Origin of the sequence: Allochromatium humboldtianum (genome assembly GCF_013385175.1) — a bacterium.
Classification (GTDB): domain Bacteria; phylum Pseudomonadota; class Gammaproteobacteria; order Chromatiales; family Chromatiaceae; genus Thermochromatium; species Thermochromatium humboldtianum.
The window spans coordinates 1-26,163 of record NZ_JABZEO010000003.1 but is presented as its reverse complement, the minus strand read 5'-3'; the positions used below and the strand labels follow the sequence as shown (position 1 = coordinate 26,163).

Annotated in this window: 22 protein-coding genes; 15 read left to right on the top strand and 7 right to left on the bottom strand. The window is 65.5% G+C overall.

Features of this window, described 5'->3' with window-relative positions:
* Positions 1–12: 12 nt before the first annotated feature.
* Together HW932_RS04875 and HW932_RS04870 are read right to left on the bottom strand one after the other, a co-directional pair.
* Complete coding sequence (locus HW932_RS04875; RefSeq protein ID WP_176975380.1) at positions 13–1,578, bottom strand: OpgD/OpgG family glucan biosynthesis protein; 1,566 nt, start codon at positions 1,576–1,578, stop codon at positions 13–15.
* A 97-nt stretch (positions 1,579–1,675) separates the two neighbouring features.
* Positions 1,676–2,611, bottom strand: coding sequence for a LysR substrate-binding domain-containing protein (locus tag HW932_RS04870; RefSeq protein ID WP_176975379.1), 936 nt, complete (start codon positions 2,609–2,611; stop codon positions 1,676–1,678).
* Between the two features lie 92 nt (positions 2,612–2,703).
* On the opposite strand from HW932_RS04870, the gene clpB reads away from it, so the two are divergent.
* The 5 genes from clpB to kdsB all read left to right on the top strand — a co-directional run bounded on the left by clpB (position 2,704) and on the right by kdsB (position 10,142).
* Positions 2,704–5,301, top strand: a complete 2,598-nt coding sequence (gene clpB / locus HW932_RS04865; RefSeq protein ID WP_176975378.1) for an ATP-dependent chaperone ClpB — start codon at positions 2,704–2,706, stop codon at positions 5,299–5,301.
* Between the two features lie 191 nt (positions 5,302–5,492).
* Positions 5,493–7,355 (top strand): AAA family ATPase, encoded by a 1,863-nt coding sequence (locus HW932_RS04860; RefSeq protein ID WP_176975377.1) that lies wholly within the window; start codon positions 5,493–5,495, stop codon positions 7,353–7,355.
* On the top strand, positions 7,352–8,224 hold the full coding sequence (locus HW932_RS04855; protein ID WP_176975376.1) for a general secretion pathway protein GspB: 873 nt from the start codon (positions 7,352–7,354) through the stop codon (positions 8,222–8,224). Before HW932_RS04860 ends, HW932_RS04855 begins: the two co-directional genes overlap by 4 nt.
* Positions 8,225–8,342: 118 nt before the next feature.
* Positions 8,343–9,347 (top strand): tetraacyldisaccharide 4'-kinase, encoded by a 1,005-nt coding sequence (gene lpxK / locus HW932_RS04850; protein ID WP_246296668.1) that lies wholly within the window; start codon positions 8,343–8,345, stop codon positions 9,345–9,347.
* Positions 9,348–10,142, top strand: coding sequence for a 3-deoxy-manno-octulosonate cytidylyltransferase (gene kdsB, locus HW932_RS04845; protein ID WP_176975375.1), 795 nt, complete (start codon positions 9,348–9,350; stop codon positions 10,140–10,142).
* A gap of 82 nt (positions 10,143–10,224) precedes the next feature.
* Here kdsB and HW932_RS04840 read toward each other — a convergent pair whose 3' ends face one another.
* Genes HW932_RS04840 through HW932_RS04820 form a run of 5 tightly spaced genes read right to left on the bottom strand, consistent with a single transcriptional unit; the run spans position 10,225 to position 16,279 of the window.
* On the bottom strand, positions 10,225–10,632 hold the full coding sequence (locus tag HW932_RS04840) for a hypothetical protein (protein ID WP_176975374.1): 408 nt from the start codon (positions 10,630–10,632) through the stop codon (positions 10,225–10,227).
* A gap of 11 nt (positions 10,633–10,643) precedes the next feature.
* Positions 10,644–11,987 (bottom strand): hypothetical protein, encoded by a 1,344-nt coding sequence (locus HW932_RS04835; RefSeq protein WP_176975373.1) that lies wholly within the window; start codon positions 11,985–11,987, stop codon positions 10,644–10,646.
* Positions 11,988–11,990: 3 nt separating this feature from the next.
* Positions 11,991–14,780, bottom strand: coding sequence for an ATP-binding protein (locus tag HW932_RS04830; protein WP_176975372.1), 2,790 nt, complete (start codon positions 14,778–14,780; stop codon positions 11,991–11,993).
* A gap of 37 nt (positions 14,781–14,817) precedes the next feature.
* Positions 14,818–15,723, bottom strand: coding sequence for an alpha/beta fold hydrolase (locus HW932_RS04825; RefSeq protein WP_176975371.1), 906 nt, complete (start codon positions 15,721–15,723; stop codon positions 14,818–14,820).
* 55 nt (positions 15,724–15,778) lie between these two features.
* The gene (locus HW932_RS04820) at positions 15,779–16,279 is read right to left on the bottom strand and encodes a YMGG-like glycine zipper-containing protein (RefSeq protein ID WP_222932230.1); all 501 of its coding nucleotides are present in this window, start codon (positions 16,277–16,279) and stop codon (positions 15,779–15,781) included.
* Positions 16,280–16,432: 153 nt separating this feature from the next.
* Here HW932_RS04820 and glyA point away from each other — a divergent pair, with 153 nt between their 5' ends.
* The 10 genes from glyA to HW932_RS04770 all read left to right on the top strand — a co-directional run bounded on the left by glyA (position 16,433) and on the right by HW932_RS04770 (position 26,093).
* Complete coding sequence (gene glyA / locus HW932_RS04815; protein WP_176975369.1) at positions 16,433–17,689, top strand: serine hydroxymethyltransferase; 1,257 nt, start codon at positions 16,433–16,435, stop codon at positions 17,687–17,689.
* A 115-nt stretch (positions 17,690–17,804) separates the two neighbouring features.
* The gene (gene nrdR, locus HW932_RS04810) at positions 17,805–18,317 is read left to right on the top strand and encodes a transcriptional regulator NrdR (RefSeq protein ID WP_176975368.1); all 513 of its coding nucleotides are present in this window, start codon (positions 17,805–17,807) and stop codon (positions 18,315–18,317) included.
* A 50-nt stretch (positions 18,318–18,367) separates the two neighbouring features.
* Entirely contained in the window at positions 18,368–19,462 is a 1,095-nt protein-coding gene (ribD, locus tag HW932_RS04805) for a bifunctional diaminohydroxyphosphoribosylaminopyrimidine deaminase/5-amino-6-(5-phosphoribosylamino)uracil reductase RibD (protein ID WP_246296667.1), read from the top strand.
* Positions 19,463–19,534: 72 nt separating this feature from the next.
* On the top strand, positions 19,535–20,194 hold the full coding sequence (locus HW932_RS04800) for a riboflavin synthase (RefSeq protein ID WP_176975366.1): 660 nt from the start codon (positions 19,535–19,537) through the stop codon (positions 20,192–20,194).
* 46 nt (positions 20,195–20,240) lie between these two features.
* Positions 20,241–21,371, top strand: coding sequence for a bifunctional 3,4-dihydroxy-2-butanone-4-phosphate synthase/GTP cyclohydrolase II (ribBA, locus tag HW932_RS04795; RefSeq protein WP_176975365.1), 1,131 nt, complete (start codon positions 20,241–20,243; stop codon positions 21,369–21,371).
* A gap of 30 nt (positions 21,372–21,401) precedes the next feature.
* Positions 21,402–21,872 (top strand): 6,7-dimethyl-8-ribityllumazine synthase, encoded by a 471-nt coding sequence (gene ribH, locus HW932_RS04790; protein WP_012970971.1) that lies wholly within the window; start codon positions 21,402–21,404, stop codon positions 21,870–21,872.
* Position 21,873: 1 nt separating this feature from the next.
* On the top strand, positions 21,874–22,389 hold the full coding sequence (nusB, locus tag HW932_RS04785; RefSeq protein ID WP_176975364.1) for a transcription antitermination factor NusB: 516 nt from the start codon (positions 21,874–21,876) through the stop codon (positions 22,387–22,389).
* Between the two features lie 10 nt (positions 22,390–22,399).
* Positions 22,400–23,371, top strand: coding sequence for a thiamine-phosphate kinase (thiL, locus tag HW932_RS04780; protein ID WP_176975363.1), 972 nt, complete (start codon positions 22,400–22,402; stop codon positions 23,369–23,371).
* Positions 23,372–23,381: 10 nt separating this feature from the next.
* Positions 23,382–23,885, top strand: a complete 504-nt coding sequence (locus HW932_RS04775) for a phosphatidylglycerophosphatase A family protein (RefSeq protein ID WP_176975362.1) — start codon at positions 23,382–23,384, stop codon at positions 23,883–23,885.
* Between the two features lie 159 nt (positions 23,886–24,044).
* The gene (locus HW932_RS04770) at positions 24,045–26,093 is read left to right on the top strand and encodes a response regulator (RefSeq protein ID WP_176975361.1); all 2,049 of its coding nucleotides are present in this window, start codon (positions 24,045–24,047) and stop codon (positions 26,091–26,093) included.
* The last annotated feature ends 70 nt before the right edge of the window (positions 26,094–26,163 follow it).

Genomic DNA, 26,163 nt, shown 5'->3' with positions numbered 1-26,163 from the left:
AACCGTCCCCGGTCAGCAAGCGCCGCGCGCGCTGGCCGGAGTCCACTGATAGAGCCAGGTCTCCGTCAACGCACCGCCCTCGTCATCGCGCAGATAACAGCGCAGATCCACCGGCTCGTCGCCCTCGCTCAGGAGGTCGAACGAGCAGCGCCAAGCCTTGGTGCCGAGAAGCGGGCGCGCGGCCTGATCGCTGAGCGTCCCGCGCGAGGCGGTGATGACGGGCGTCACCGACGCCTTGGCCGTCAGCCCGTCGAGCCGGCCGCCCTCGAAGTCGATGACGAACTTACGCGAGGGCGGGCGGTTCTTCTGGCCGACGATGCCGCCGGCGCCGATACGTGTGGAGATCACAGCGGCGACCGGATCGGGTATCGGCGTCTGTGAGCCCCAGTGGAGACGATAGCTGAAACGCTGCTCCTGTCCGGGCACGAATCCCTGGGCCGGGTTCCAGAAGGCGACGATGTTGTCGAAGGTCTCGTCGGCCGTGGGGATCTCGACCAGTTGTACCGCACCATCGCCCCAGTCGCCGACCGGCTCGACCCAGACCGAGGGTCGCAGATCGTACCAGGCGCCGTCGTCGAGATAGTGGTCGAAATCGCGATCACGCTGCAGGAGTCCAAAGCCCTTGGGGTTGCGATCCAGGAAGGAATTGACCCGCAGGACCGGCGAGTTGACCAGTGGGCGCCAGATCCATTCACCGGATCCGGTGTGGATCGACAGTCCATCGGAGTCGTGGATCTCACCGCGAAAGTCGTCCGAGACCCGTCGATCGTTCTCGCCGTACTGATACATCGAGGTCAGGGGCGCGATTCCGAGCCGTTCGACGGCTCGACGCGGATAGAGCGCCGCGTCGACGTCCATGAGCGTCATCTCGCCCGGAGTGATCCGGAAACGATAGGCGCCGGCCACACTCGGGCTGTCGAGCAGGGCATGGACCGTGACGCCCGTGGACTCGGGGCCGGGCCGTTCCAGCCAGAACTGGCGGAATTCGGGGAACTCCTCGGGGCGTGCCAGACCTGTGTCGATGGCCAGACCGCGTGCCGACAGCCCGTACTGCTTGGTGCCGCCGACGGCGCGGAAATAACTGGCGCCTAGGAACGAAAACATGTCGCGTTCGAAATCCGGTCCGACATGGACACGAAAACCCGCGAATCCGATGTCTTCGAGTCGCTCGGGCTGCCCGACCCGCTCGCCATAGTCGAACAGACCCGCTGAGTAGTGGATCGGATAGGCCAGGCCGTCGACCACCTCATGGATCTGGACGGCGTGCTTGAAATACAGTCCGAGATGGAAGAGTCGCGCCTGGAAGGGCAGCCCTTCGGCGCGCCAGAGGGCATGCTGCGGGTCGAAGCGGATCGATTGATAGGCGTCCCAGTCGAGCTGCTCGACCCAGGCCGGCACGTTCTCGGATGGTGCGATATAGGGCTTGGCGGCCAGTCGGCGCGCCTCGCTACGCAGCCAGTCGTAACTGAAGGGGGCGGCGGACGTGCCCGTCGGCGCCGCGCGCGAGGTCGATGGAAGAGCGGCCCAGCTTCCGGCCAGGGCCAACAGTGTTTGGAGCAGTTCTCTTCGGGTCAGCATGCCGCAGGTTTCCGGCTGTCGATGGATGATGGGGAGGCGATTGTCGAGCCGGATCCGATCGACCGCAAGTGATCGAACGGTTCGCGTTCGGCGACCGTTAGACCGGATGCTTGGGCGACAGTGCTTTGACCGTGTTCGGCAGATGGTCGCGGACGACGGCGGCAAAGGCGTCCAGTGCCTGGCGACGCGGAAAACTCTTGCGGAAGACCAGTGAGATGCGCCGATAGGCATCGGGCAGGGCGGCCAGCGAGCGGGTGACGATCCCGCTGTCGCTCATCCAGCCGCCGCGTATCGCCAGCGCCGGGATGAGCGTGCAGCCGAAGCCGGCGCGCACCAGTTGCAGCAGCGTCTCCAGACTGGAGGCGCGCAGGTCGGCCATCTCGCCCCGTAGCGGACGCTCGCTCAGATGGCAGACCTCCATCACCTGATGGGTCAGACAGTGACCGTCGGCCAGCAGCAGCAGTTCGATGCGCTCCAGATCCTGGGCGGTGATCTCGGGATGGGCGTCGAGCGGGTGGTTGACCGGATGGGCCAGCCAGAAGGGTTCCTCGAACAGCGGCAGGCTCTCGAATTCGTTCTCGTCGACGGACGTGGCCAGGAGCGCGGCGTCGATCTCGTGGCGCGCGAGCCGACCGAGCAGCAGATCGGTGATCTCCTCGGAGAGCACCAGCCTGAGCTGGGGATAGCTCTGCTTGAGCGGCATCAGGATCAGCGGCATCAGATAGGGGCTGAGCGTCGGGATGGCCCCGATGCGCAGCGGTCCGGCCATGGGATCCTGATGGGCGCGCGCGACCTGCTCGATGGCCTCGGCCTGTTCGAGCGCCAGCCGCGCATGGGCGAGGATGGCCGCGCCGACCGGGGTGATCTCGACCGAGCGGTTGGTGCGCTCGAAGATGACCACGTCGAGTTCGTCCTCCAGCTTCTTGATCTGACCGCTCAGGGTCGGCTGGCTGACGAAACAGCGCTCGGCGGCGCGCCCGAAATGGCGCGTCTCGGCGACGGCGAGGATGTATTTGAGGTCACGTAGGTTCACGCGCGCATGATAGCGGAAATCGGCTTGATTCGGGTGTCGCCGTGCCCCAATTTCCCGAGCAAACGACCGGAAATTTTTATGGAGACCTCATCGTGAGACAGGACAAACTGACCGCCAAATTCCAACTGGCCCTGGCCGACGCCCAGAGTCTGGCCCTGGGTCGCGATCATCAGTTCATCGAACCCATCCATCTGATGGCCGCCCTGCTGGACCAGGAGGGCGGCACCATCCGCCATCTGCTCAACAAGGCCGACGTCAACGCCAACAAGCTGCGCTCAGCGTTGGGCGAGGCGCTCGAACGCCTGCCGACCGTGCAGGGCGTCGGCGGCGACGTGCATGTGAGCAACGATCTCTCGCGTCTGCTCAACCTGACCGACAAGCTCGCCCAGCAGCGCAACGATCAATACATCTCGTCCGAGCTCTTCGTGCTCGCGGCGCTTGAGGACAAGGGCACGCTCGGCAGTGCGCTGCGCGAGGCCGGCGCCAGCAAGAGCGCGATCGAGCAGGCCATCCAGACTGTACGCGGCGGCCAAGCCGTCAACGACCCCAACGCCGAGGAGCAGCGCCAAGCGCTCGAAAAATACACCATCGACCTGACCGAGCGCGCCGAGCAGGGCAAGCTCGACCCGGTGATCGGACGCGACGACGAGATCCGCCGCACCATCCAGGTCTTGCAGCGGCGCACCAAGAACAACCCGGTCCTGATCGGCGAACCTGGCGTTGGTAAGACCGCGATCGTCGAGGGTCTGGCCCAGCGCATCGTCAATGGCGAGGTGCCCGAGGGGCTGAAATCCAAGCGGCTGCTGGCGCTCGACATGGCCGCGCTGATCGCCGGCTCCAAGTTCCGCGGCGAGTTCGAAGAACGGCTCAAGGCGGTCCTGAACGACATCGCCCGTCAGGAGGGCAATGTCATCCTCTTCATCGACGAGCTGCACACCATGGTCGGCGCCGGCAAGGCCGAGGGCTCGATGGACGCGGGCAACATGCTCAAGCCGGCGTTGGCGCGCGGCGAGCTGCACTGCGTCGGCGCGACCACACTCGACGAATATCGCAAATACGTCGAGAAGGACGCCGCGCTCGAACGCCGCTTCCAGAAGGTGCTGGTCGACGAGCCGAACGTCGAGGACACCATCGCCATCCTGCGCGGCTTGAAGGAACGCTACGAGGTCCATCACGCCGTCGAGATCACAGACACGGCGATCGTCGCCGCCGCCACGCTCTCGCATCGCTACATCGCTGACCGACAGTTGCCCGACAAGGCGATCGACCTGATCGACGAGGCCGCCTCGCGCATCCGCATGGAGATCGATTCCATGCCCGAGGAGATGGACCGGCTCGACCGGCGTCTGATCCAGCTCAAGATCGAGCGCGAGGCGCTGAAGAAGGAATCCGACGAGGCTTCGCGCAAACGTTTGGCCGATCTGGAGGGCCAGATCGCACGTCTGGAGCGCGAATTCGCCGATCTCGACGAGATCTGGAAGTCCGAGAAGGCCGCCGTGCAGGGCACAGCGCACATCAAGGAAGCGCTCGACCGGGTGCGGCTGGAGATGGAGACGGCGCGCCGCGCCGGTGACTGGACGCGCATGTCCGAACTCCAATACGGGCGCGTCCCCGAGCTGGAGAAGCAACTGGCCGCGGCCTCCCAGGCCGAGCAGGGCGAGAACCGGCTACTGCGCAACAAGGTCACGGACGAGGAGGTGGCCGAGGTCGTCTCCAAGTGGACCGGCATTCCGATCTCCAAGATGCTGGAAGGCGAGCGCGACAAGCTCTTGCGCATGGAGTCCGAGATCGAACAGCGCGTGGTGGGGCAGGGCGAGGCGGTGCGCGCGGTGAGCGACGCCATCCGCCGCTCGCGTGCCGGGCTGTCCGATCCGGGGCGGCCGATCGGCTCCTTCCTGTTCCTCGGCCCGACCGGCGTCGGCAAGACCGAGCTGTGCAAGGCGCTCGCCGCCTTCCTGTTCGACACCGAGGAAGCCATGGTCCGCATCGATATGTCCGAGTTCATGGAGAAGCACTCGGTCGCCCGGCTCATCGGCGCGCCGCCCGGCTATGTCGGCTATGAAGAAGGCGGCTATCTGACCGAGGCCATCCGCCGCCGCCCCTACAGTCTGATCCTGCTCGATGAGGTCGAGAAGGCGCATCCGGACGTCTTCAACGTGCTGCTCCAGGTGCTCGACGACGGCCGCCTGACCGACGGTCAGGGGCGCACGGTCGATTTCCGTAACTCGGTCATCGTCATGACCTCCAATCTCGGCTCGGACATCATCCAGCAACGCGCGGGCGAAGCACACTATGCCGAGATGAAGGATGCGGTGATGGAGATCGTGCGCCATGCCTTCCGCCCTGAGTTCATCAACCGGCTCGACGAGATCGTGGTCTTCCATCCGTTGCAACAGGCGCAGATCCGGGCGATCGCACGCATCCAGCTCGGCTATCTGCAACAGCGGCTCGCGGAGCGCGACATGAGGCTCGAAGTCAGCGACGCCGCGCTCGATCACCTCGGCGCGGCCGGCTTCGATCCGGTCTATGGCGCGCGGCCGCTCAAGCGCGCCATCCGCGCCCAGTTGGAGAATCCGCTGGCGCAGCAGATCCTGTCGGGCCGGTTCGCTCCAGGGGATCTGATCGAGGTCGGTTTGCAAGACGGACAGCTTGCCTTTGAGCGCGTCTTGAAGGGTGATCTGGTCGATTGATACTGATCGAAGTCGATAGCGCGCTTCAGTTTGCTTGACGCCCCCATGCCCCCTGACTAACCTCTCGACAATCCACCGGGCGCGCCTTGACGGGCGCCCGGTTCCAGCCATCCACGCCCTGCGCCAAAGATCCAAGCCGACCGGCCAATCCGCTTCCGGCGCGCGGGCGCGCATTCTGTTGAGCAGCCAGCGTGTACCCGAAATATTTCGGGCTCAAAGAGCCCAGTTTCTCGATCGCCCCGGACCCGCACTATCTGTTCCTGAGCGACCAGCATCGGGAAGCGCTCGCGCATCTGCTCTATGGCGCCAACGAGAGCGGCGGCTTCGTGCTCCTGACCGGCGAGGTCGGCACCGGCAAGACCACGGTCTGTCGCGCCTTTCTCGAACAGTTGCCCGAGGGCGTCGACGTGGCGCTCGTCCTCAATCCGGTCCAGTCGCCCAACGAACTCCTGACCAATATCTGCGAGGAGTTCGGCATCGAGCTGCCGCGCGGCAAGCGCTCCAACAAGGTGCTGATCGACGCGCTCAACAGCTTTCTGCTGAATGCCTATGCCAATGGCCGCCGACCGCTGCTCATCATCGACGAGGCGCAGAACCTGCCGCGTCAGGCGCTCGAACAGATCCGGTTGCTGACCAATCTGGAGACCACCAAGCACAAGCTGCTCCAGATCTTCCTGATCGGGCAGCCCGAGCTGCGTCGTCTGCTGGAGACCCAGGCGCTGCGCCAGCTCGATCAGCGCATCACGGCGCGCTTCCATCTCACGCCGTTCGATCTGGAGGAGACCGGCGACTACATTCGCCATCGTCTGGCGGTGGCCGGTGTCGACCGTCCGCTGTTCACGGCACGCGCCATTCGGCGTATCCACGCGTATTCGGGCGGCATCCCACGGGTGATCAACATCCTCTGCGATCGCGCCCTGCTCGGCGCCTGTGTGACCCGTGGCTCGCAGGTCGATCCGGGGATCGTCGCCACGGCGGCGCGCGAGGTGCGGGGTGAGGCGCTCGACGGTCCGCCGCCGCGCTCACCCCGACGGCTGATGCTGATCGCGCTGGTCTCGTTCGTCCTGGCGACGCTCGTTGGCTTGCTGGCACAGGCGTTGATCACGCCCGAGCGGCGCGAACTCCTGGCCGGCTGGTGGTCGGGCGAGACCAGATTCATGGCACTCATCGAGTCCGTGGTTCCGTTGGCGTCCAGTCCGGCCCTGGAGGAGACCACGACCGCCGTGGCCGAATCCGTCCAGGTCGAGTCGGCGCCGGAGTCGGAGTCGGAGTCGAGCGAGGGCCAGAGTCCAGCGGACGCGCCCGTCCCGGCTGAGTCGTCCATCGTCGCGGCCCCCGGCGTGCTGGCGGTTCCGGACGGACAGGCGGCGCCGGAGACACCCGCCGTGCCGGATGAGTCCTCAGACGCGACCCCGGTATCGATCGCGTCGCTGGCGCTGTCCGAGTCCGAGGCCATGCGCGTGCTGTTGCGCCGCTGGGGCCTGGACCTCAGGACGATCGGCGCCGGCGATCCCTGTTCGCACATCCGCCCATTCGGTCTCGGGTGCGAGTCCGAGCAGGGGCGCCTGAGTCATGTGCGCTTCTTCAATCTGCCGGCCCTGCTGCGTCTGGTCGATCAGGACGGCACAGCGCGCTATCTGGTGCTGGGCGAACTGGACGCCACAGACGCCACGCTCGATCGGCCCGATGGCCGAACGCGCGTGCCTGTGGCCGAGCTGGAATCGGTCTGGAGCGGCGACTATCGTCTGGTCTGGCAGTTGCCGCCGGGCGGTTCGACCCTGATCCGTCCGGGCGCGGTCGGCGAGGAGGTGCGCTGGCTGCGCGATCTGGTGTCACGGGTGCCTGGGCTGGCCATGCTGCCCGGACCGGCCGATCGCTACGATGTGACGCTGGAGAGCGCACTGCGCGCCTTCCAGACGTCCAAGGGACTGACGGCCGATGGGATCGCCGGCCCGCGGACCTTCATCGCGCTCTATCAGACGGTCGGCCTGGATGGCATTCCCCGGCTCGATGAGACCCTGGCGACCACGGCGTCCATGGAGGTCGTGCCATGAGTTACATCCTGGAGGCGCTCAAGAAATCCCAGCAGGAGCGCGGACTCGGTCAGGTGCCGACCCTGGACGCCAGTGGTCTGTTCGTCGAGGACCGCGAACCCCAGGTGACGCATCATTGGGCGCTGCTCGCCGTCGGTCTGGCCGCCCTGGCGGTGGTGATCGCGCTCTATGCGGCCTTCAGGGGCGCGCGGCCCGTCCCCATGACGGCGCTGGACGCACCCAGGGTCGACCCGGCTCCCATAATCCAGCCGCTGACTGTCCAGCCGCAGCCGGCCGTGATCGAGGCGACTGGTGTCGATCCCATCGCCAGACCCCTGGTCGAACCACCACCGCCCAAGCCGGCGCCGTCACGCTCGAGTGCGCCTGAGTCCGGGGCCGGTCCGGTGGTGCGTGCCGCGCCGCCCAGCCAGAGCCAGATCCCCGACCCGGACGTCGATCCCGAGTGGGAGCGCAACCTGTTGCGTCAACTCGAGGCCGAGCAGGCCGCGATGAACGCTGCGCGCGAGATCCTGGAGGAACCGCCAAGGGCGGCGTCGGTGCCGGACGATCTGGTCCAGGACATCGAGACCTTCAAGCAGCAAGTGCGACGCGAGCAGGGCGTGGCGCCGCCGGCGTCCCGGCGCCCGCCGGTCGAGATCCGCGGCGATCCAACGCGCCTGAAGCTGACGCCCCAACAGCAGTCGGCCGTGCCCGGCTATCTGATGACCGTGCATGTCTATGATCCGGATGTCGCCAAGCGCTTCGTAGTCATCAACGCGCTACGCTACCGCGAGGGCGAGGAGACGCGCGAGGGGCTGCGGGTCGAGCAGATTCTCAAGGAGGGCGCCGTGCTCAGTTATCTTGGCAATCCATTCTACGTGGCCCGTTGAGCGCAGCAATTAAGTGGCCAGTCGCCCGGCTCAGGTTATAGCATCCTGAACGCTGTTTTTTGCACGAAATGTCATCGGTTTTTTGCACACAGGCTGCAAGACCAACCACGCTGCATTCTTGAGGAAAGCAACGATCAAGCTGAATCCAACAGACATCTGGTATGGTCGCCGCCATCCGCTCACCTGGCTCCTGCTGCCGCTGTCCTGGCTCTACGGCGCCATCGCCCGTGTCCGGTGCCGTGCCTACCAAAAGGGCTGGCTGGCCAGCGAACGACTGCCCGTGCCCGTGGCCCTGGTCGGCAACCTCACCGTCGGCGGAACCGGCAAGACACCCTTGGTGTTGCGTCTGGTCGAGCTGTTACGCGCCCAGGGCTGGACACCGGCGATCATCACGCGCGGCTACGGCGGTCGCGCCGAACACTGGCCGCAACAGGTCACACCCGAGTCCGATCCCGACCGGGTCGGCGACGAGCCGGTCCTGCTCGCGCGTCGTTCGGGCTGCGTCGTGGTCGCGGGGCCGGATCGGGTCGCGGCCGGCCGTCTGGCCATCGAGCTGAGCGGCTGTGACATCCTGGTCAGCGACGACGGTCTCCAGCACTATCGGCTGGCGCGCGACCTCGAGATCGTCCTGATCGACGGCACGCGCGGCTTCGGCAATGGCCACTGTCTCCCGGCCGGTCCATTGCGCGAGCCGCCCGCACGACTCAGCAGCGTAGATCTGGTGCTCCACAAGGGCGGCGCGGGACCGGGCCACCACATGCAGCTGCGCCCCGGCGAGCTGGTGAATCTGCGTGATCCGACCCAACGCCGTCCGCTGTCGGACCTGAGCGGACAGCGGGTGAACGCCGTCGCCGGGATCGGTCATCCCGAACCCTTCTTCAGGCAACTGGAGGCGGCGGGTCTGGCGGTCGAACGCCGGCCCTATCCGGATCATCATCGCTACCGCGCAGAAGACGCCGACCACTGGAGCGGCCTGCCCGTCGTCATGACCGAGAAGGACGCCGTCAAGTGCGCGCCCTTCGCCGCCAGCGATCACTGGATGCTGCCGGTCACAGCGATCCTGGACCCGGATTTCGAGTCGCACCTTCTCCGCAAAACCGACCAACTCAGAGCGAGTCGCTGAATGGACAGAGATTTCAAGGTCGTCATCCCCGCCCGCTACGGTTCGACCCGTCTGCCGGGCAAGCCGTTGCTCGACATCGACGGCAAGCCGATGATCCAGCACGTCGTCGAGCGCGCCCAGGCCAGCGGCGCCGGCGAGGTCGTGGTCGCCACCGACGATCAGCGCATCCGCGAGGTCTGCGCCAAGCTCGGGATCGCCGTCGAGATGACGGCGTCGAACCATCGCAGCGGCTCGGACCGGATCGCCGAGGTGATCGAGCGGCGCGGCTGGAGCGATGACACCATCGTCGTCAATCTCCAGGGCGACGAACCCTGCATGCCGCCCGCGCTCATCGATCAGGTCGCGTCCAGTCTGGCCGAGCGCGAGGAGGCCGGCATGGCCACGCTCGCCCATCCGATCACGGACAGTACGACGCTCTTCGATCCGCACGTGGTCAAGGTCGCCATCAGCTCGACCGGCTTTGCGCTCTATTTCTCGCGCGCGCCCATCCCCTGGCATCGCGATGAGTTCCTGGGCAACAAGGCACGCCTGCCCAAATCGGTCGACTTTCTGCGCCACATCGGACTCTATGCCTATCGGGCCGCCTTTCTCGCCCGGTTCGTCAGGCTCGCGCCCGCGCCGCTGGAGATCGCCGAGTCGCTGGAACAACTGCGCGCCCTCTGGCATGGCGCATCCATCCATGTCGGGCTGGCCGCCGAGGCGCCCGGACCTGGGGTGGACACCGCGGACGATCTGGCGCGTGTGACGGAGTTCCTGTCGGCCGGCCGGGCATCGCCAGCGCCGTCGCTCGGCTAGAGCAGCGGCCGCGAGACCGAGCGCCGGACCTGAACCTCCAGAGACCTCGCCCCATCGACCGACTCCAGCCCGCTGGAGTGCATCAAGGCGGCGTGCTCAAGACATTCAGCCCGCTCTTCAGATCGGTCTCGTCGACATAGCCGATCGCCCCGCGCGTCTGGATGACGTATTGGATGACCGCTTCGGCGTCGTCGAACTCGCGCGGCGGCGTGCCCTTGCCGACATAACGGCGCACCGTCCAATAGCCGATGTATCCGTCCTCGTCCTGATCGAGATAGAGCTCCAGAAAACGTCGGCGCAGTGCGCTGCCGGCACGCAGATCGACCGGCGTCACACGCAGGCCGTTCAGCTCGACCATCTTGCCGGTGTAGATGCGTTGCAGGCTGACGCGGTCGAGGGTCTTCAGTTCCGCGTGGCCGATGACGATGGGGTCGGCCCGCAGGGGCGGGACGCAGAGTAGCGACAGCGAAAGGGCGAGTAATGTACGCATGTCGTTCACCCTCAAAACGTGAAGCTGTAGGAGAGTGAGAAGACATTGATCTGGCGCCCGCCACTGTCTTCGTCGGGCGGTGCGTCGACGAAGACCGACAGACGTCCGGTGCGCGTGTGCATCCATTCGGCCTTGATCCGGCTGGTGGGCGAGAGGCTGTAGGAGGCGCCGAGCGCCCAGGAGTGCTGATCGTAGGGGCTCAGCAGATCCGCGCCCGTGCGCTGTGAGGCATTGATCAGGTCCGCCGATGGAATCGTCTGCGGAAGGCGCGTGTCGTTGAGTCCGGTGATGAAATCGAGCGCGGCCTCGCTGGTGCGGATGCCCGACCAGTAGACGTAGGGCGTCCAGCGCCCGACACGCTTGAGCAGGGCCAGATAGCCGGCGCTGGTATCGGCTCCGGTGGTGGCGTTGTCGAAGCGGCGGCGCCCGTATTCGCCCACGAGCCGGAGGTCATGCGGCAGCGCGATCTCGGCGCCGAACGTCAGCACCCAGATGTCGTAGTGGTCGACCATGGGGACGCCCGGGCCGGGAAAGGCGTCCAGGATCTGGTAGTAACCGAGTCCGGGGGCGATCTCGACGAATGGAAAACGCTCGGGTACGGGCCCCTCGTCGCTGGTCGCCTCGGCCCGGTGCAGCGCCAGACGCCAGGTGTTTCGATCGTCGCGCAGCGACAGGACCAGTCCAGCCATGTTCACGTCATAGCCCAGATAGAAGGTTCCGGCCGAGAAGACCGGCTCCAGTCCGTTGCGCAGATAATAGTGCCAGTTGGTGTGGGTCTGACCCAGATAGCCTTCCAGGGTCCATTCGCGATCCGCGTCGAACCAGGTCTTGGCCAGCGAGAGTCCGGTGAAGTCCTGGGTCGGCAGGATCGAGTAGGCTTCGGTCGGCAGGCGCGCGAAGTCGAAGGTGATCCCAACATCGCTGTTGGCCGAGTAGAGCATCAGCGGCAGGCGCTGCTTGCCGAGGCGCCAGAGCAGATCATTGGTCGGACGCCAGGAGAGGAAGGCCCAGGTCAGGGTCGGATCCCAGGCATTGTCGTCGCGTTCCGAGGGCGCGGCCTTGGCCTGGAGTGTCAGCGACCAGGCCGCCGACAGGCGCGCGTCCAACTGGATGGCGGCCAGCGAATCACGGTTGAGCGTGCCGTGATCGTCGATATGGCGCTGATAGATGAAATCCTGATCCGAGACGGCGCCGCCGAGTGTGCCGAAGCCCGACAGCGAGAGGTCGGGCGGGGTCGAGAGTGCTCCGGATGCCGGCAGACAACAGCCGACGAGCCAGAGCAGTGTCCGGAGTGATCGCGAATCTCTTCGATCGCTCGATCCCCGCCCGGTGTCGAGTGAACGCCGATATCGCATGTTCTAGTCCTCCATCTCGTCCATGTCGCGCGCCATTTGCAGGAGCGACAGCGCGGTTTCGAAGTCGAAGTCGTTCAGCGCCCGCTCGACCTGCCGCCGTGTCGTCGCGGTCAGGAACCGAGCGAAGGATTCGACCTGTGCTCGCCAGATGTCCAGCGCCTCGACGTTTCCCTCGTCCAGGCACTCGATGAGCCGTTCCAGTTCGGCCCGTGATCCGGCGCATGAGGCCGGCTCGCCGGCGGTCGGTCGGCCGTCCGTCGTGATCGACGTCCAATCATAGGCTTGCAGATGATCCAGCATGGCGTCCAGTGGCTCGATGAGACGCTGGAGCCGCTCCCGCGAGCCTGGATCGGACTTGTGGGCCATCTGCTCCAGCTCTGCCGCCGCGGTTGCGATGGCGTTCATGCCCAGGGTCGCGGCGAGTCCCTTGAGTGTATGGGCGAAACGGATCGTTTCAGCCCAATCGCCCCGCTCCAGGGCACTGAGCACCGCGCTCGGCTGGCTTCGATACTGGTTCAGGAATTGGTCCAGAAGGCGACGATAGAAACCGAGGTCGCCGCCGACGCGCTGTAATCCCTGCTGGCTGTCGAGACCCGGAACGAGCGGCGCCTCGACCCTGGACGCCGGACAGGCGACCGGGGTCGCTGTGTCGTCGCCCGTGTCCACATGATGATGGGCGGCGAGCAGGGCATAGAGTGTGCTTGGCTCGAAGGGTTTGGTCAGATAGCCCTGCATCCCCAGTGCCAGGGCACGCTCGCGTTCTTCGGACAGGGCGTGCGCGCTCATGGCGATGATCGGCAGTTCGGCATAGCGTTCCTGAGCGCGTATCCGCGCCGTGGCCTCGTAACCGTCGAGCACGGGCATCTGTAGATCCATGAGTACGACCGCGTAATGGTCCGGCGGATGCGCGGCGAGTCGCCCCAGCGCCTCCTGACCGTCGAGCGCGACGTCGATGCGCGCACCCTGTTTGCGCAGGAGTTCGACGGCGAGCTGGCGGTTGAGCGGGTTGTCCTCGACGAGCAGAATGCGCATCCCCTTGAGTGAGCCGACTGGAGCGGCAGGACGTGAACCATCGTCGAAGTGGTCACTGGACGGGATGGGATCGGCTCCGGCCGGCGCGCGTTGGAGTCCGATCTCGAAGGCGAAGGTCGATCCGAGACCGGGCCGGCTCTCGACCTCCAGTCGCCCGCCCATCATCTCGACCAAACGCTTGCAGATGACCAGTCCGAGTCCAGTGCCCCCGTATTCGCGGGTGGTCGATCCATCGGCCTGTGTGAACTCCTGAAACAGCCTGGAGCATTGTTCCGGGGTCATGCCGATGCCGGTGTCCTCGACACGGAACGCGAGGCGCGCCTCCAGCGCGTTCACCGCGAGCAGCTCCAGCGTCAGCCGGACCTGACCTCTGTGCGTGAACTTGACCGCGTTGGAGAGCAGGTTCACCAGGATCTGGCGCAGTCGTAGCGAGTCGCCGATCAGATCCAGCGGCTCGCGCGCCGTCCAGGAGCGGTCCGGCGCGAACGACAGCACGAGTCCCTTTTCCACGGCGCTCTGCCGGACCAAGACCAGGGCCTCCTCGATGACCTGGTCGAGTGACAGGGGTCTGGACTCCAGCTCCAGACGCCCGGCCTCGACCTTGGAGAAATCCAGGATGTCGTTGAGGATGCCGAGCAGTGAGCGGGCGGCGGACTGCGCATTGACCAGATAGTCGCGCTGGCGTGCATCCAGTTGGGTATCGAGCGCCAGATAGAGCATGCCGATGACGGCGTTCATCGGCGTGCGGATCTCGTGGCTCATGTTGGCCAGAAAGCGGCTCTTGGCCAGTGTGGCCGACTCGGCTCGCTGTCGCGCCCGCTCCAGCTCGCGCTGGGCGCCCTTGCGTTGCTCGATGTCGCTCTCGACCGCGCGCGCCATTTCGTCGAGCGTCGAGCCGAGCACCTCCAGCTCCTCCACGCCGTCCAGGGTGCCGACGCGCGCGCCATAGTCGCGCTCGACCAACTGTCCGGCCGTGGCGCGCAGCCGCGCCACCGGACGCAGGACATAGCCATTGAGGACGTGCAAACCGATGGCCACCAACGGGATCATGAGCAGGAACCAGAGTCCTGAAGCCCAGATCCAGGACTGTAGACGGGCACGCGCCTCGGCCAGCTCGATGCCGGTTCGCCGGTCCACGCGCGTCAGCAGGGTTTCGATCGACTGCGAGAGCGCCCAGCGCAGACGCTGATAGTCGCGACTGTCGATGCGCTCCCTGGCATAGGCGCGGTTGGGGGTGCCGTCGGAGACGAATTCGCGCTTGAGCGGATCATAGAGTCCCTGGGTCGCGGCGAAGGCGATCTGTTCGAGCTCCTTCAGCGCCTCACTCGCCGCCAGCGCCTGGTCGAGTACCTCCAATTCGGCGGCCACGAGTCCGAGCGAGCGCATCCGCTCCCGAAGCGATTGGCGCTGTCCCGAATCGAGGGCACGATGCTCGGATTCGCCCGCGATCACCGCTTCCCAGTAGAGCAGGGGGGTTGGATGCGCGAGCCTGGGTTTCTCACCCTCACGGATCGCCAGGATGTCGTAGTAATAGAGCAGGAAACGGGTGTCGCCCGAGTTGACATAGAGACCGACCAGCCGTCCGAGCAGCTCGGATTCCTGCCGCAGTTCATCGACGAGGACCAGGGCGCGCTGGCGATGATCCAGCACCTCGGTCAGACGGGCATGCGCCTTCCAGGCCAGGAGCGTGAAGGAACCGTTCGCGCCCAGCATCAACAGCAGGGCGATGGAGAGCGCGGTGGCGAGATGACTGAGTTTCACGCGAGGGAACCTCCTTGAACCCCGGATGCTCTCTCGCTCAGATCTCCAAAGATCGAACGGTCCGGGTCAGAAAACCGTCGATGGCGGCCAGGAAGGCCTCGGGGCGTTCCTCCTGTGGCAGATGGCCGGCGTCGGCGATGACCTGTAGCTCGGCCCCGGCGATGGCCTTGGCCAAGCGCTCGCTCTCCTCCGGCTTGACGGCGCGATCATGCTCGCCGGTCACGACCAGCGTCGGAAGATTCAGTGCACCGAGACGGGGATCCAGATTCAGGCGCCGGGTGGCGAGAAAGAGCTCCATGAACGCCTTGTTCCAGGGGCCGAGCATGAAATCACGTTTGAACTCAGCGAGCGTCTCATCGCTCAAACGCTCCTGACGGTACCAGAACTTGCGGATCGCCTTCTCATAGAGCCGATCGATCATGAAGCCCATGAGACGGGTGAAGGCCGGCTTCAGCGCACGCATCATCGCCAGCACCGGCGCCGGAACCTCACTGGTGGCATAGCCGCTGTAGACCATGGCATCGACCAGGATCAGTCCCTGGACGCACTCGGGTCGGCGCAGCGCCGTCATGAGTGCGATGGTGCCGCCGGTCGAGCTGCCGACCAGGATGGCGCGTTCGAAGCCCAGCGCCGCGATCAGCTCCGCGACCAGTTCGCCCTGCGCCTCGGCGCTGTAGGGCGATGGCCCCCGGTCCCCGCGTTTGGGCAATGGACGCGAGGTCAGCCCGCACACCGGCCGATCGAAGGCCACAACAGTGGCCCGTTCGGCCAGGGGGGCCATGACGGCGGACCAGGATTTGAGGCTCAGAAAGCTGCCGTGCAGCAACAGGATCAGGGTTTCACCCGATCCCTGGCGTTTGTAGTGCAGCCGGAAGCCGGCGACCTCGATGAACCGGCTGTCGGGGTCGGCGAGCTGGGTTTGATAGGATTCGAGGGTATCCATGGTGCGAGGACCGTCTCCTGTGTTGGCGCGGCGACCCGCGCGCTGTGATCAGGCGCTAGCGATAGGCGCGATAGCGTTCGATGCAGTTGTTGTAGTAGACGTCATAGACCTGCTGGGTGTTTTGCAGGGTACCCTGACTGAGCGCCGCCCCCGTGGCCGCGCCGGCCAGGGCGCCGGCGCCGGCCATGTCATGCGTCTTGGGACGCCCTGGGCCGCCGGGTCCGCCTGGACCGCCCGGTCCCCTGGGGCCACGCGGCGGCGGTCCATGACGACTGGGCGCCTGGATCTGATTGCCGATCACGGCGCCGGCAATGGTGCCGATGGCCGTGAAGGCGACCTCCTTGTTGACGTTGTCCTGTTTGGCCTGCTCGGCGGCCTGATAGGCCTGTTGGCGGCAGAGGCTGTCGGCCTCCATCGAGACGCCGCCCCGACCGCCGACCTGGGCGGGATAGGTCGGCATCATGGGCGTGGGCTGCATACCCGAGCAGCCGGTCAGGATGGCCAGACCCATCGCTGACGCGATCAGGGGACGCGCAAATCCAGTCGTGCTTGTCATGCAGGGCTCCTGAAGGTGTTTTGGAGATAGGAACTCGGTCGAGACAGGCATCCGGCGAAAAAGGTAGCCGGCCATTGGGTTACAAGCAAATCGCGACGTCATCGTCAAAACTCGATACACTACACTGCTTTTCGGCGCCCGAGGCGACAGACCATGTTCGAGAAGACCCAACAGATCAGCGATTACGACCCGGAACTCTGGGCGGCCATCCAGGACGAAGAGCGTCGACAGGAAGAGCATGTCGAGCTCATCGCCTCCGAGAACTATACCAGTCCGCGCGTCATGCAGGCGCAGGGCAGCGTGCTGACCAACAAGTATGCCGAGGGCTATCCGGGCAAACGTTACTACGGCGGCTGTGAGCATGTCGACGTCGCCGAGCAGTTGGCCATCGACCGCGCCAAGCAACTCTTCGGCGCCGACTATGCCAACGTCCAGCCGCACTCCGGCTCCCAGGCCAATGCCGCCGTCTACATGGCCCTGTGCGAGCCGGGCGACACCGTGCTCGGCATGAGTCTGGCCCACGGCGGACATCTGACCCACGGCGCCAAGCCCAACTTCTCGGGCAAGATCTACAACGCGGTGCAATACGGCCTGAATCCCGAGACCGGCGAGATCGATTACGCCGAGGTCGAGCGTCTGGCCCATGAGCACAAGCCACGCATGATCGTCGCCGGCTTTTCCGCCTATTCGCGCGTCGTCGACTGGCAGCGTTTCCGTGACATCGCCGACAGCGTGGGCGCCTATCTGCTGGTCGATATGGCGCACGTGGCCGGTCTGGTCGCTGCCGGCCTCTATCCGAGTCCGGTCCGGATCGCCGATGTCACCACCACCACGACGCACAAAACCCTGCGCGGCCCGCGCGGCGGACTGATCCTGGCCAAGTCCAACCCCGAGATCGAGAAGAAGCTCAACTCGCTGGTCTTCCCCGGCACCCAGGGCGGCCCGTTGATGCACGTCATCTCCGCCAAGGCGGTGGCCTTCAAAGAAGCGCTCGAGCCGAGCTTCAAGACCTATCAGGCCCAGGTGCTCGCCAACGCTCGCACCATGGCCGAGGTCTTCATCGCGCGCGGCTACGACGTCGTCTCCGGCGGCACCGACGATCATCTGTTCCTGGTCAGCTTCATCCACCAGGGACTGACCGGCAAGGACGTCGACGCCTGGCTGGGCGCCGCCAACATCACGGTCAACAAGAACGCCGTCCCCAACGATCCGCAATCGCCTTTCGTCACCAGCGGCATCCGCATCGGTACCCCGGCCATCACCACCCGTGGCTTCGGCACCGAAGAGGCGCGTGAGCTGGCCGGCTGGATGTGCGATCTGATCGACGCACGCGGCGAGCCGGCGGTCATCGAAGCCGTCAAGGCCAGAGTGCTGGATCTCTGCCGGCGTTTCCCGGTCTACAGCCATTGACTCCATCGCTGACGCGATCCCGCCGGATGCAGGTATGACATCAGGTTCGTTGCCATTGCCTTCCCATGCCGTCGTGCCGGCCGGACGCCGGTCGCCGACGGCTGGAGGCTGACCCATGCGCTGTCCCTTCTGTGGCGCACAGGACACCAAGGTCGTCGACTCGCGTCTGGCGGGCGAGGGCGATCAGGTGCGTCGGCGGCGCAAGTGCGAGCTGTGCGGCGAACGCTTCACGACCTATGAGACCGTCGAGCTGAATCTGCCGCGCATCGTCAAGCGCGACGGCAGTCGCGTGCCCTTCGATAGCCATAAGCTGCGCGCCGGCATGATGCGGGCACTCGAGAAGCGTCCCGTGAGCACCGAACAGATCGATCAGGCGGTGGCCCGCATCCAGCGTTCACTGATGTCGAGCGGCGAGAGCGAGCTGCCGGCGCTGCGGGTCGGTGAGCTGGTCATGGACGAGCTGCGCCGGATCGATCAGGTCGCCTATGTCCGCTTCGCCTCGGTGTATCGGCACTTCGAGGACGTAGCCGCCTTCCGCGAAGAGATCGAGCGTCTGGAGCGCCAGCCGGCGCCCGAACTCAGCCGTCAGCAGCTCGATCTGCTCGGTGATCTGGAGCCGGACGACTGATGGCGCTGTCGCGTCCAGTCATGGCGGCTGAAGGAGCTGATCGGTTCCACATGGCGCGCGCCATTCGTTTGGCCGAGCGCGGACGCTACACCACGGATCCCAATCCGCGCGTCGGCTGTGTGCTGGTGCGCGATGGGCAGGTCGTCGGTGAGGGCTGGCATCGTCGCACCGGTGAGCCGCACGCCGAACCACTGGCGCTGGCGCAAGCGGGTGAACGCGCGCGTGACGCCACGGTCTATGTGACCCTGGAACCCTGCTCGCATCACGGACGCACGCCGCCCTGTGCCGAGGCCCTGGTCAGCGCCGGTGTAGCGCGCGTCGTCTGCGCCATGGTCGATCCCAATCCGCGTGTCGCCGGTCGTGGGATCGAGCGCCTGCGTCAAGCGGGGATCGCAGTCGAGGTCGGCTGTCTGGAATCCCAGGCACGCGCGCTCAATCCGGGCTTCATCAAGCGCCATGAACAGGGGCGACCCTATGTGCGCTGCAAGCTGGGCGCCAGTCTCGATGGCCGCACGGCCCTGGCCACGGGCGAGAGCAAATGGATCACGGCCGAGGCCGCGCGGCGCGACGTGCAGCGTTGGCGCGCGCGTAGCTCGGCCATCGTCACTGGACTGGGCACGGTGCTGGGAGACGATCCGAGCCTGAATGTGCGGTTGAGCGCCGCCGAGCTGCCGAGCATGGAGCCGGGCGAGCCGGTCCGTCAACCCTGGCGCGTCGTAGTCGACAGCTATTGGCGCACGCCGCCAGAGTCACGGATGATCGGGCTTCCGGGCCGCACGCTGATCGCCGGTATCGGACCCATGAACGAGGCCGCGAACGCGCTCGAGGCAGCCGGGGCCGAGTTGATCCGTCTGCCGGAGCACGGTGGTCGGGTCGATCTGTCGGCCCTGATGACGGAGCTGGCTCGGCGCGAGATCAACGAAGTTCTGCTGGAGGCCGGATCGACCCTGTCGGGCGCGGCGGTGTGCGCGGGTCTGGTCGACGAGATCCTGCTCTATCAGGCCCCCTGTCTCATGGGGCAGGCGGCCAAGGGGCTGTTCGATCTGCCGGGGATCGATACCATGGCCGATCGCGTCGCGCTGGAGATCCTGGAGGTCCGGCGCATCGGCGTGGATCTGCGTATCCGGGCACGTCCGAACCTATGAAGCCTTTCCAGTGACGATCTCCGTCGACGCCGGTCCACGCGAGATCCCATACCGAGAAGACCCAATCCTTCCATGTTCACAGGCATCATCCAGTCGGTCGGTCTGATTCAGCGTCTGGAGCCGCGCGGCGGTGACGTGCGACTCAGCATCGACACCGGCAAACTGCCGCTCGACGGCGTCGTCCTGGGCGACAGCATTGCGGTCAATGGCGTCTGTCTGACCGCCGTGGCGCTGACCGAGCGCGGCTTTGCCGCCGACGTCTCGCGTGAGACCCTGACTCTGACCACGCTCGGTGCGCTCAAGCCCGGCTCGCGGGTCAATCTCGAAAAAGCACTCACCCTGTCGACGCCGCTCGGCGGACATCTGGTCAGCGGACACGTCGATGGGGTCGGCACACTCCTGGAGCGTCACGAGGACGCGCGCTCCTGGCGGCTTCGAATCCAGGCGCCGGACGAGCTGGCACGCTACATCGCCCACAAGGGTTCGATCTGCATCGACGGCGCCAGTCTGACCGTCAACCGGGTCGAGGGCGCGGTGTTCGAGCTCAACATCGTGCCGCATACCATCCAGGAGACGATCATCGGCGACTATCGTCCCGGCAGCCGGGTCAATTTGGAGGTCGACCTGATCGCCCGCTATCTGGAGCGTCTGCTGCTCGGCGAGCAGGCCGCCAACCCGCAGGCGTCGGGCCTGACGCTCCAATTCCTGGCCGAGCATGGATTCGTCAAATGACGGGTCACTGACTCGCCTACACCGAACAACCGATGAACCAAGACTTATGAGCAGTACAGGCCTGAACACGACCGAGGAGATCATCGACGACCTGCGTGCGGGCAAGATGGTCATCATCATGGATGACGAAGACCGCGAGAACGAGGGCGACCTGCTCATGGCGGCCGATTACGTCACGCCCGAGGCCGTGAACTTCATGGCGAAGTACGGGCGCGGCCTCATCTGTCTGACCCTGACCAAGGAGCGCTGCGAGCAATTGCGCCTGCCGCTCATGGTCAGCGACAACCAGGCCGTCCATTCGACCGCTTTCACTGTCTCCATCGAGGCCGCGCGTGGCGTGACCACCGGCATCTCGGCGGCCGACCGCGCCACCACCATCCGCGCGGCCGTTGCACCCGACGCCGGCCCTCGTGATCTGGTGCAGCCGGGCCACATCTTTCCGCTCATGGCCCAGCCGGGCGGCGTGCTGGTACGTGCCGGACACACCGAGGCCGGCTGTGATCTGGTGCGACTGGCCGGACTGACGCCGGCAGCGGCGATCGTCGAGATCCTCAACGAGGACGGCACCATGGCGCGCCGGCCCGATCTGGAGGTCTTCGCCCAGACGCACGGCATCAAGATCGGCACCATCGCCGATCTCATCCACTACCGGATGCGCAACGAGACGGCCGTGATCCGCGAGTGTGAGTGCGAACTGCCGACGGCGCACGGCACCTTCGATCTGATCGCCTATCGCGACACCATCGACAACGAAATTCATCTGGCCCTGACGCTCGGCAACATCAGTCCCGAGCGTCCGACCCTAGTGCGCGTGCACTTGCAGAATACACTGTGCGATCTGTTCGATACCGCGCACAATGCCTGCGGCTGGCCGTTGCGCGACGTCATGCGTCAGGTGGCCGAGGCGGGCGAGGGCGTGATCGTGGTGCTGCGCAACCGCGATCATTCAGCCGACCTGCTGAGCCGTCTCAAGGATTTTCAGTTCCACGGCAGCGACGATCCGGTGCCCGTGCGCCAGGATCGCGGCGAGCTGCGCACCTATGGCATCGGCGCCCAGATCCTGGCCGATCTCGGGGTACGTAAGATGCGGGTGATGAGCGCGCCCAAGGCGATGCACGCCATTTCCGGTTTCGATCTGGAAGTGGTCGAATACACGGGTGGCCGCTCCGCTTCGTAAAGGTTTGTAGCGATTTTTCAGGAATAGTCGATGAGTATCACAACGATCGAGGGCGCGTTGCGCGCCGACAAAGCCCGCTTCTGTCTGGTGGTGTCCCGCTGGAACAGCTTCGTGGTCGAGAGTCTGGAGAAGGGCGCGATCGATGCGCTATTGCGTCATGGCGCGAGCGAGTCGGATCTGACCATCGTGCGCGTGCCCGGCGCCTTCGAGATGCCGGTGGCCATCGAGCGTATCGCGGCCAAGGGCGGCTATGACGCCATCATCGCGCTCGGTGCCGTCATCCGCGGCGGTACGCCGCATTTCGACTATGTGGCCGGCGAGTGCGTCAAGGGCATGGCTCAGGTCAGCCTCAAGCATGGTCTGCCGGTCGCCTTCGGGGTGCTGACCGTCGACAGCATCGAGCAGGCCATCGAGCGTGCCGGAACCAAGGCCGGCAACAAGGGCGCCGAGGCGGCCATGTCCGCCTTAGAGATGGTGAATCTGCTGAGACAGATCGACTGACATGGCCAAGCCCGAAACCCCACGTCCGATCAGCCCGCGCAGTCAATCACGTCGTTATGCCGCGCTCGCGCTCTATCAATGGCGTCTGACCGGCGATGATCCCATGGCGATCAAGCGCCACCTGCTCGACGATCCCAAATGGCTCGATGCCGTCGCCGCCTCGCTCAATGGCGTGAGCGACGAAGACGAGCTGGCCGCCGAGGACCGTTTCAACTTCAATGTCGAACTGCTCGACGAGCTGCTCAACGGCGTGCCGACCCATATCGATGCCATCGATGCGCAGCTCGATCGATTCCTCGATCGCCCGATCAGCCAGGTCGATCCGGTAGAGCTGGCGATCCTGCGGCTCGGCGCCTATGAGATCCTGTTCTCGGACAACATCCCGGACCGGGTCGCCATCAACGAGGCCGTCGAGTTGACCAAGCTGCTCGGTGCGCACGAGGGGCACAAGTACGTCAATGGCGTGCTCGACAAGATCGCCCGGCGCAAGGCCGGCGACATGGACCGCAAACTCTGAACCGGCCGGCGTGTCCGAGTTTGATCTGATCGGTCGTTATTTCGCCGCGCTCGGCCCCGAGCGCCCGGACGTCGCGCTCGGCGTCGGCGACGACTGCGCACTGCTGGAGATCCCAGCCGGACAGGCGCTGGCGGTGAGCATCGACACGCTCTCGGCTGGCGTGCACTTCTTTCCCGACTGTGATCCCGAGCACATCGGGCACAAATCACTGGCCGTTGGACTCAGCGATCTGGCGGCCATGGGCGCCGAACCGGCCTGGGCGACCCTGGCGCTGACCCTGCCCGCCGCCGACGAGGATTGGATTCGCGCTTTTGCGACTGGCTTCGAGCGGTTGGCGAGCGCGCACGGGATGCGTCTGGTCGGCGGCGACACCACGCGCGGTCCGCTGAGCGTGGCGGTTCAGGTGCATGGTCTGGTTCCGACTGGAACGGCGATCCGGCGCTCGGGCGCGCGTCCGGGTGACGCCGTCTTCGTCAGTGGCACACTCGGCGATGCCGGTCTGGCACTGCGCCGGATGCTGGCCGGCGAGTCGGTCGCGCCCGAACTGCGGCGTCGCCTCGAATGCCCCGAGCCACGGGTCGAACTCGGCCAACGGCTGCGCGGCGTCGCCTCGGCGATGATCGATCTCTCGGACGGTCTGGCGGGCGATCTCGGACATATCCTCCGTGCTTCAGCCGTTGGCGCCGTGCTGGAACTGGATCGCCTGCCTCTGGCACCCCAGCTCGCCGAACTCGTTGCCGCGACGGACGACTGGTCGCTGCCGCTTGCCTCCGGCGATGACTATGAACTCTGTTTCTGCGTCCCGCCCGCGCATATTCCGAACGTCGAGCGGCTGGCCGAAGCGCTTGCATTGCCGCTGACGCGAGTCGGCTGGATTCGCGCGAGCGCTGGACTGGACTTGCGTCGGCCGGATGGTGGTCGTCTGACACGGCCGGCGCGGGGTTATGATCATTTTCCGGTCGCCGACGACCGTGCTGACTAGGAGCCGCCACATGTCCAGCCTCTCTCGTTCCACGGGCTTCGACCGTCGCAAACTCCACCACTGGCTTGCCTTCGGCTTTGGTTCCGGGCTCGCACCCAAAGCGCCCGGAACCTTCGGGACGCTGGCCGCGATTCCGTTCTACCTGCTGATGAGTCCGCTCGCCTGGCCCTATTATCTGGGGCTGGTCGTCGTCTTCACCATCATCGGGATCTGGGCCTGCGACCGAACGGCCCATGAACTTGGCGCCAAGGATCCCTCGGCCATCGTCTGGGACGAGTTCGTTGGCTTCTTCATCACCATGCTGGCCGTTCCATCGGCGCTGTTGACCGAATCTTATGGCTGGGCCTGGATTCTGGCCGGCTTCCTGGCCTTTCGACTGTTCGATATCTGGAAGCCTTGGCCGATCCGAGTCATCGACGAGCGTGTCGAGGGCGGACTCGGCATCATGCTCGACGACATCCTGGCCGGGATCATGGCGGCCCTGACATTGCTGATCTTGCAGCTCCTATTCTGACGTCTTGGCTGAGCACTGCACTCAGGCGCTGAACACGTAATCGATGCGCCGACCTCGTGAGGACATCCCGGCCATTCCTCGTAGACAGTCTCACAAGACGATTCCTTTACTGGTACCCTTGGCAGTCTTCGATCTTTTCGTGTTCGACGAGGTGCCAAGATGGCCGATCACCCGAATGCCGGACTGATCCTGCTACTGTCGTCCGATCCCAGCGAGCAGGCCGATCCATTGCGCCTGGCCCTGGCCGCGCGCGGTGTGCGGCTCGAAACCTGTTCGGATGTCCAGCAGGCGCTCGACCGGATCGAGCTCAGGACGCCGGACCTGCTGGTGCTGTCGCCGGCGTCGGATATCCGTCTGGAAACGGTCAGCGAATCGATCGCTCGACTGCGAGCGGCGGCGTCGAAGCCGCCACGCCTGGTCGTGCTCATCCCGCACGAAGACATCCGTCTCAGACTCGCGGCCATGCGGGCCGGCGCCGACCTCTGTCTGCTTCGCCCCATGAGGATCGAGGAGCTGGCCGATCGTCTGCATCCGCTTCTGGAGACCGGGCCTCAGGAGGCCGATCGCATCCTGGTGGTCGACGATCAGCCGGTCGCCGCACTCTTTGCCTCGCGCATCCTGCAAGGCGCGGGCATGACGACCGAATGTGTCCGCGATCCCTTGCAGGTCATAGGCGTCCTGGAGCGTTTCGAGCCGGATCTGGTACTCATGGATCTGCATATGCCGGGCGTCTCCGGGATCGAGTTGACCGGCATCATGCGCGGACATGAGCGCTTCGCCGATCTGCCCATCATCTTTCTCTCCAGCGAACTGGATCCGGATCTCCAGTTGAAGGCGCTGCGGATCGGCGGCGACGATTTTCTCTCCAAGCCGGTCGCGCCCGATCGTCTGACGGCCTCGGTTCGAGACCGACTCCAGCGCGCCCGCGAGCGGCGGCGACGCCTGCATGTCCCGGAGGCGATCGATCCACTCACCCGGCTCGCCACCCGTGAGCCATTTCTCAAGCGGCTCGACTGGCTCATCGGGCAGGCCTATTCGGTCAAGTTGGCCTTGGTTGATCAGGTTGGTCGGAGCGGTCAGCGTGCCATCGTCTATCTGGAACTCGACGGAGATGAAGAGGCCATGGAGGTTCTGGCGGCCGAGGTCGCCGCACATCACCATGCAGACGACCTGGCGGCTCGTGTGGGTGAGCGGTCGGTGGCCATCCTGATATGGCGCATCAATCATGAATCGATCGCCCACTTCGCCCAGGAGCTGCTCTATCGCGTCTCGCAGGCGCTGATGACGATCGGGGCGTCTCCCCTGGTAGGGGGCGGCTGGTATCCGCTGACGGGCGCCTGTCAGGATGCGGTGACACTGCTGTCGCGAGCCGGCAAGGCTGCGCGGCTATCGCTGATGCGCGCCGGCGAGTCTGTCGGTTCGGCAGCCTCGGTCAGTCCCCAGGACGAATCCTTACGTCGTGAGGCGGCTATTCTGGAGGCCATCGAGGCCGAGCGACTGCAACTGCTCTTCGAGCCCATGTTCACTCTGACCGATTTGAAGGGAGAGCGCTATGAGATGACGCCCCGCGTGCGGATCGGTGACGGCGAACTGCTGCCGCCTGCCGAATTCGTACCGCTCGCGATCCAGGCCGGTCAGGCGGCTCGGCTCGATCGGTGGCTCTTGATGGCGGGTTTGGATGTGCTCGAAGCGCGTCTGCGCCATGATCGACCCGTAATGCTCTTCATCCATCAAACACTCGCCGGTCTGGAGGACGACGCTTGGATCGACTGGGTTCGTGATCAGATCAACGAACGTGATCTGATTCGACTGCGTCCCGTGATCCAGTTCGAGATCGCCGAAGCCGACCAGCATCTCGAACTCGCTGTGCGACGTGCGCGCCAACTGGGCAAGATCGGCATCCGGTTGTGCCTGAACGGCCTGGATCTCAGCGAGCGCGGCCGACGGGTTCTGCACTCCCTGCCCATGGCCTATGTTCGAATCGGTCGTGCCGTCATCCATGGACCTGATGCCGAGTCGCTCCCATGGCTGATCAAGTCGGTCAAGGGATGCGGGGCCAGAGTCATTGCCACCGGCGTCGATGGTCCGGCCACGATCGCGCGGCTGTTTGGGGCCGGAGTGGATTTGATCCAGGGGCCCTATGTCCAACCGCCGGCGCTGGAGATGGACTTCGAGTTTTGCATTCAGGAGGAGGCAGCGCGATTCTGAGGTGGGTCGGTTGGGTAGAGGGCGTTCAAGCAAAAAATTACGTCATAGGGTTGACACAAAATTTGAGGCA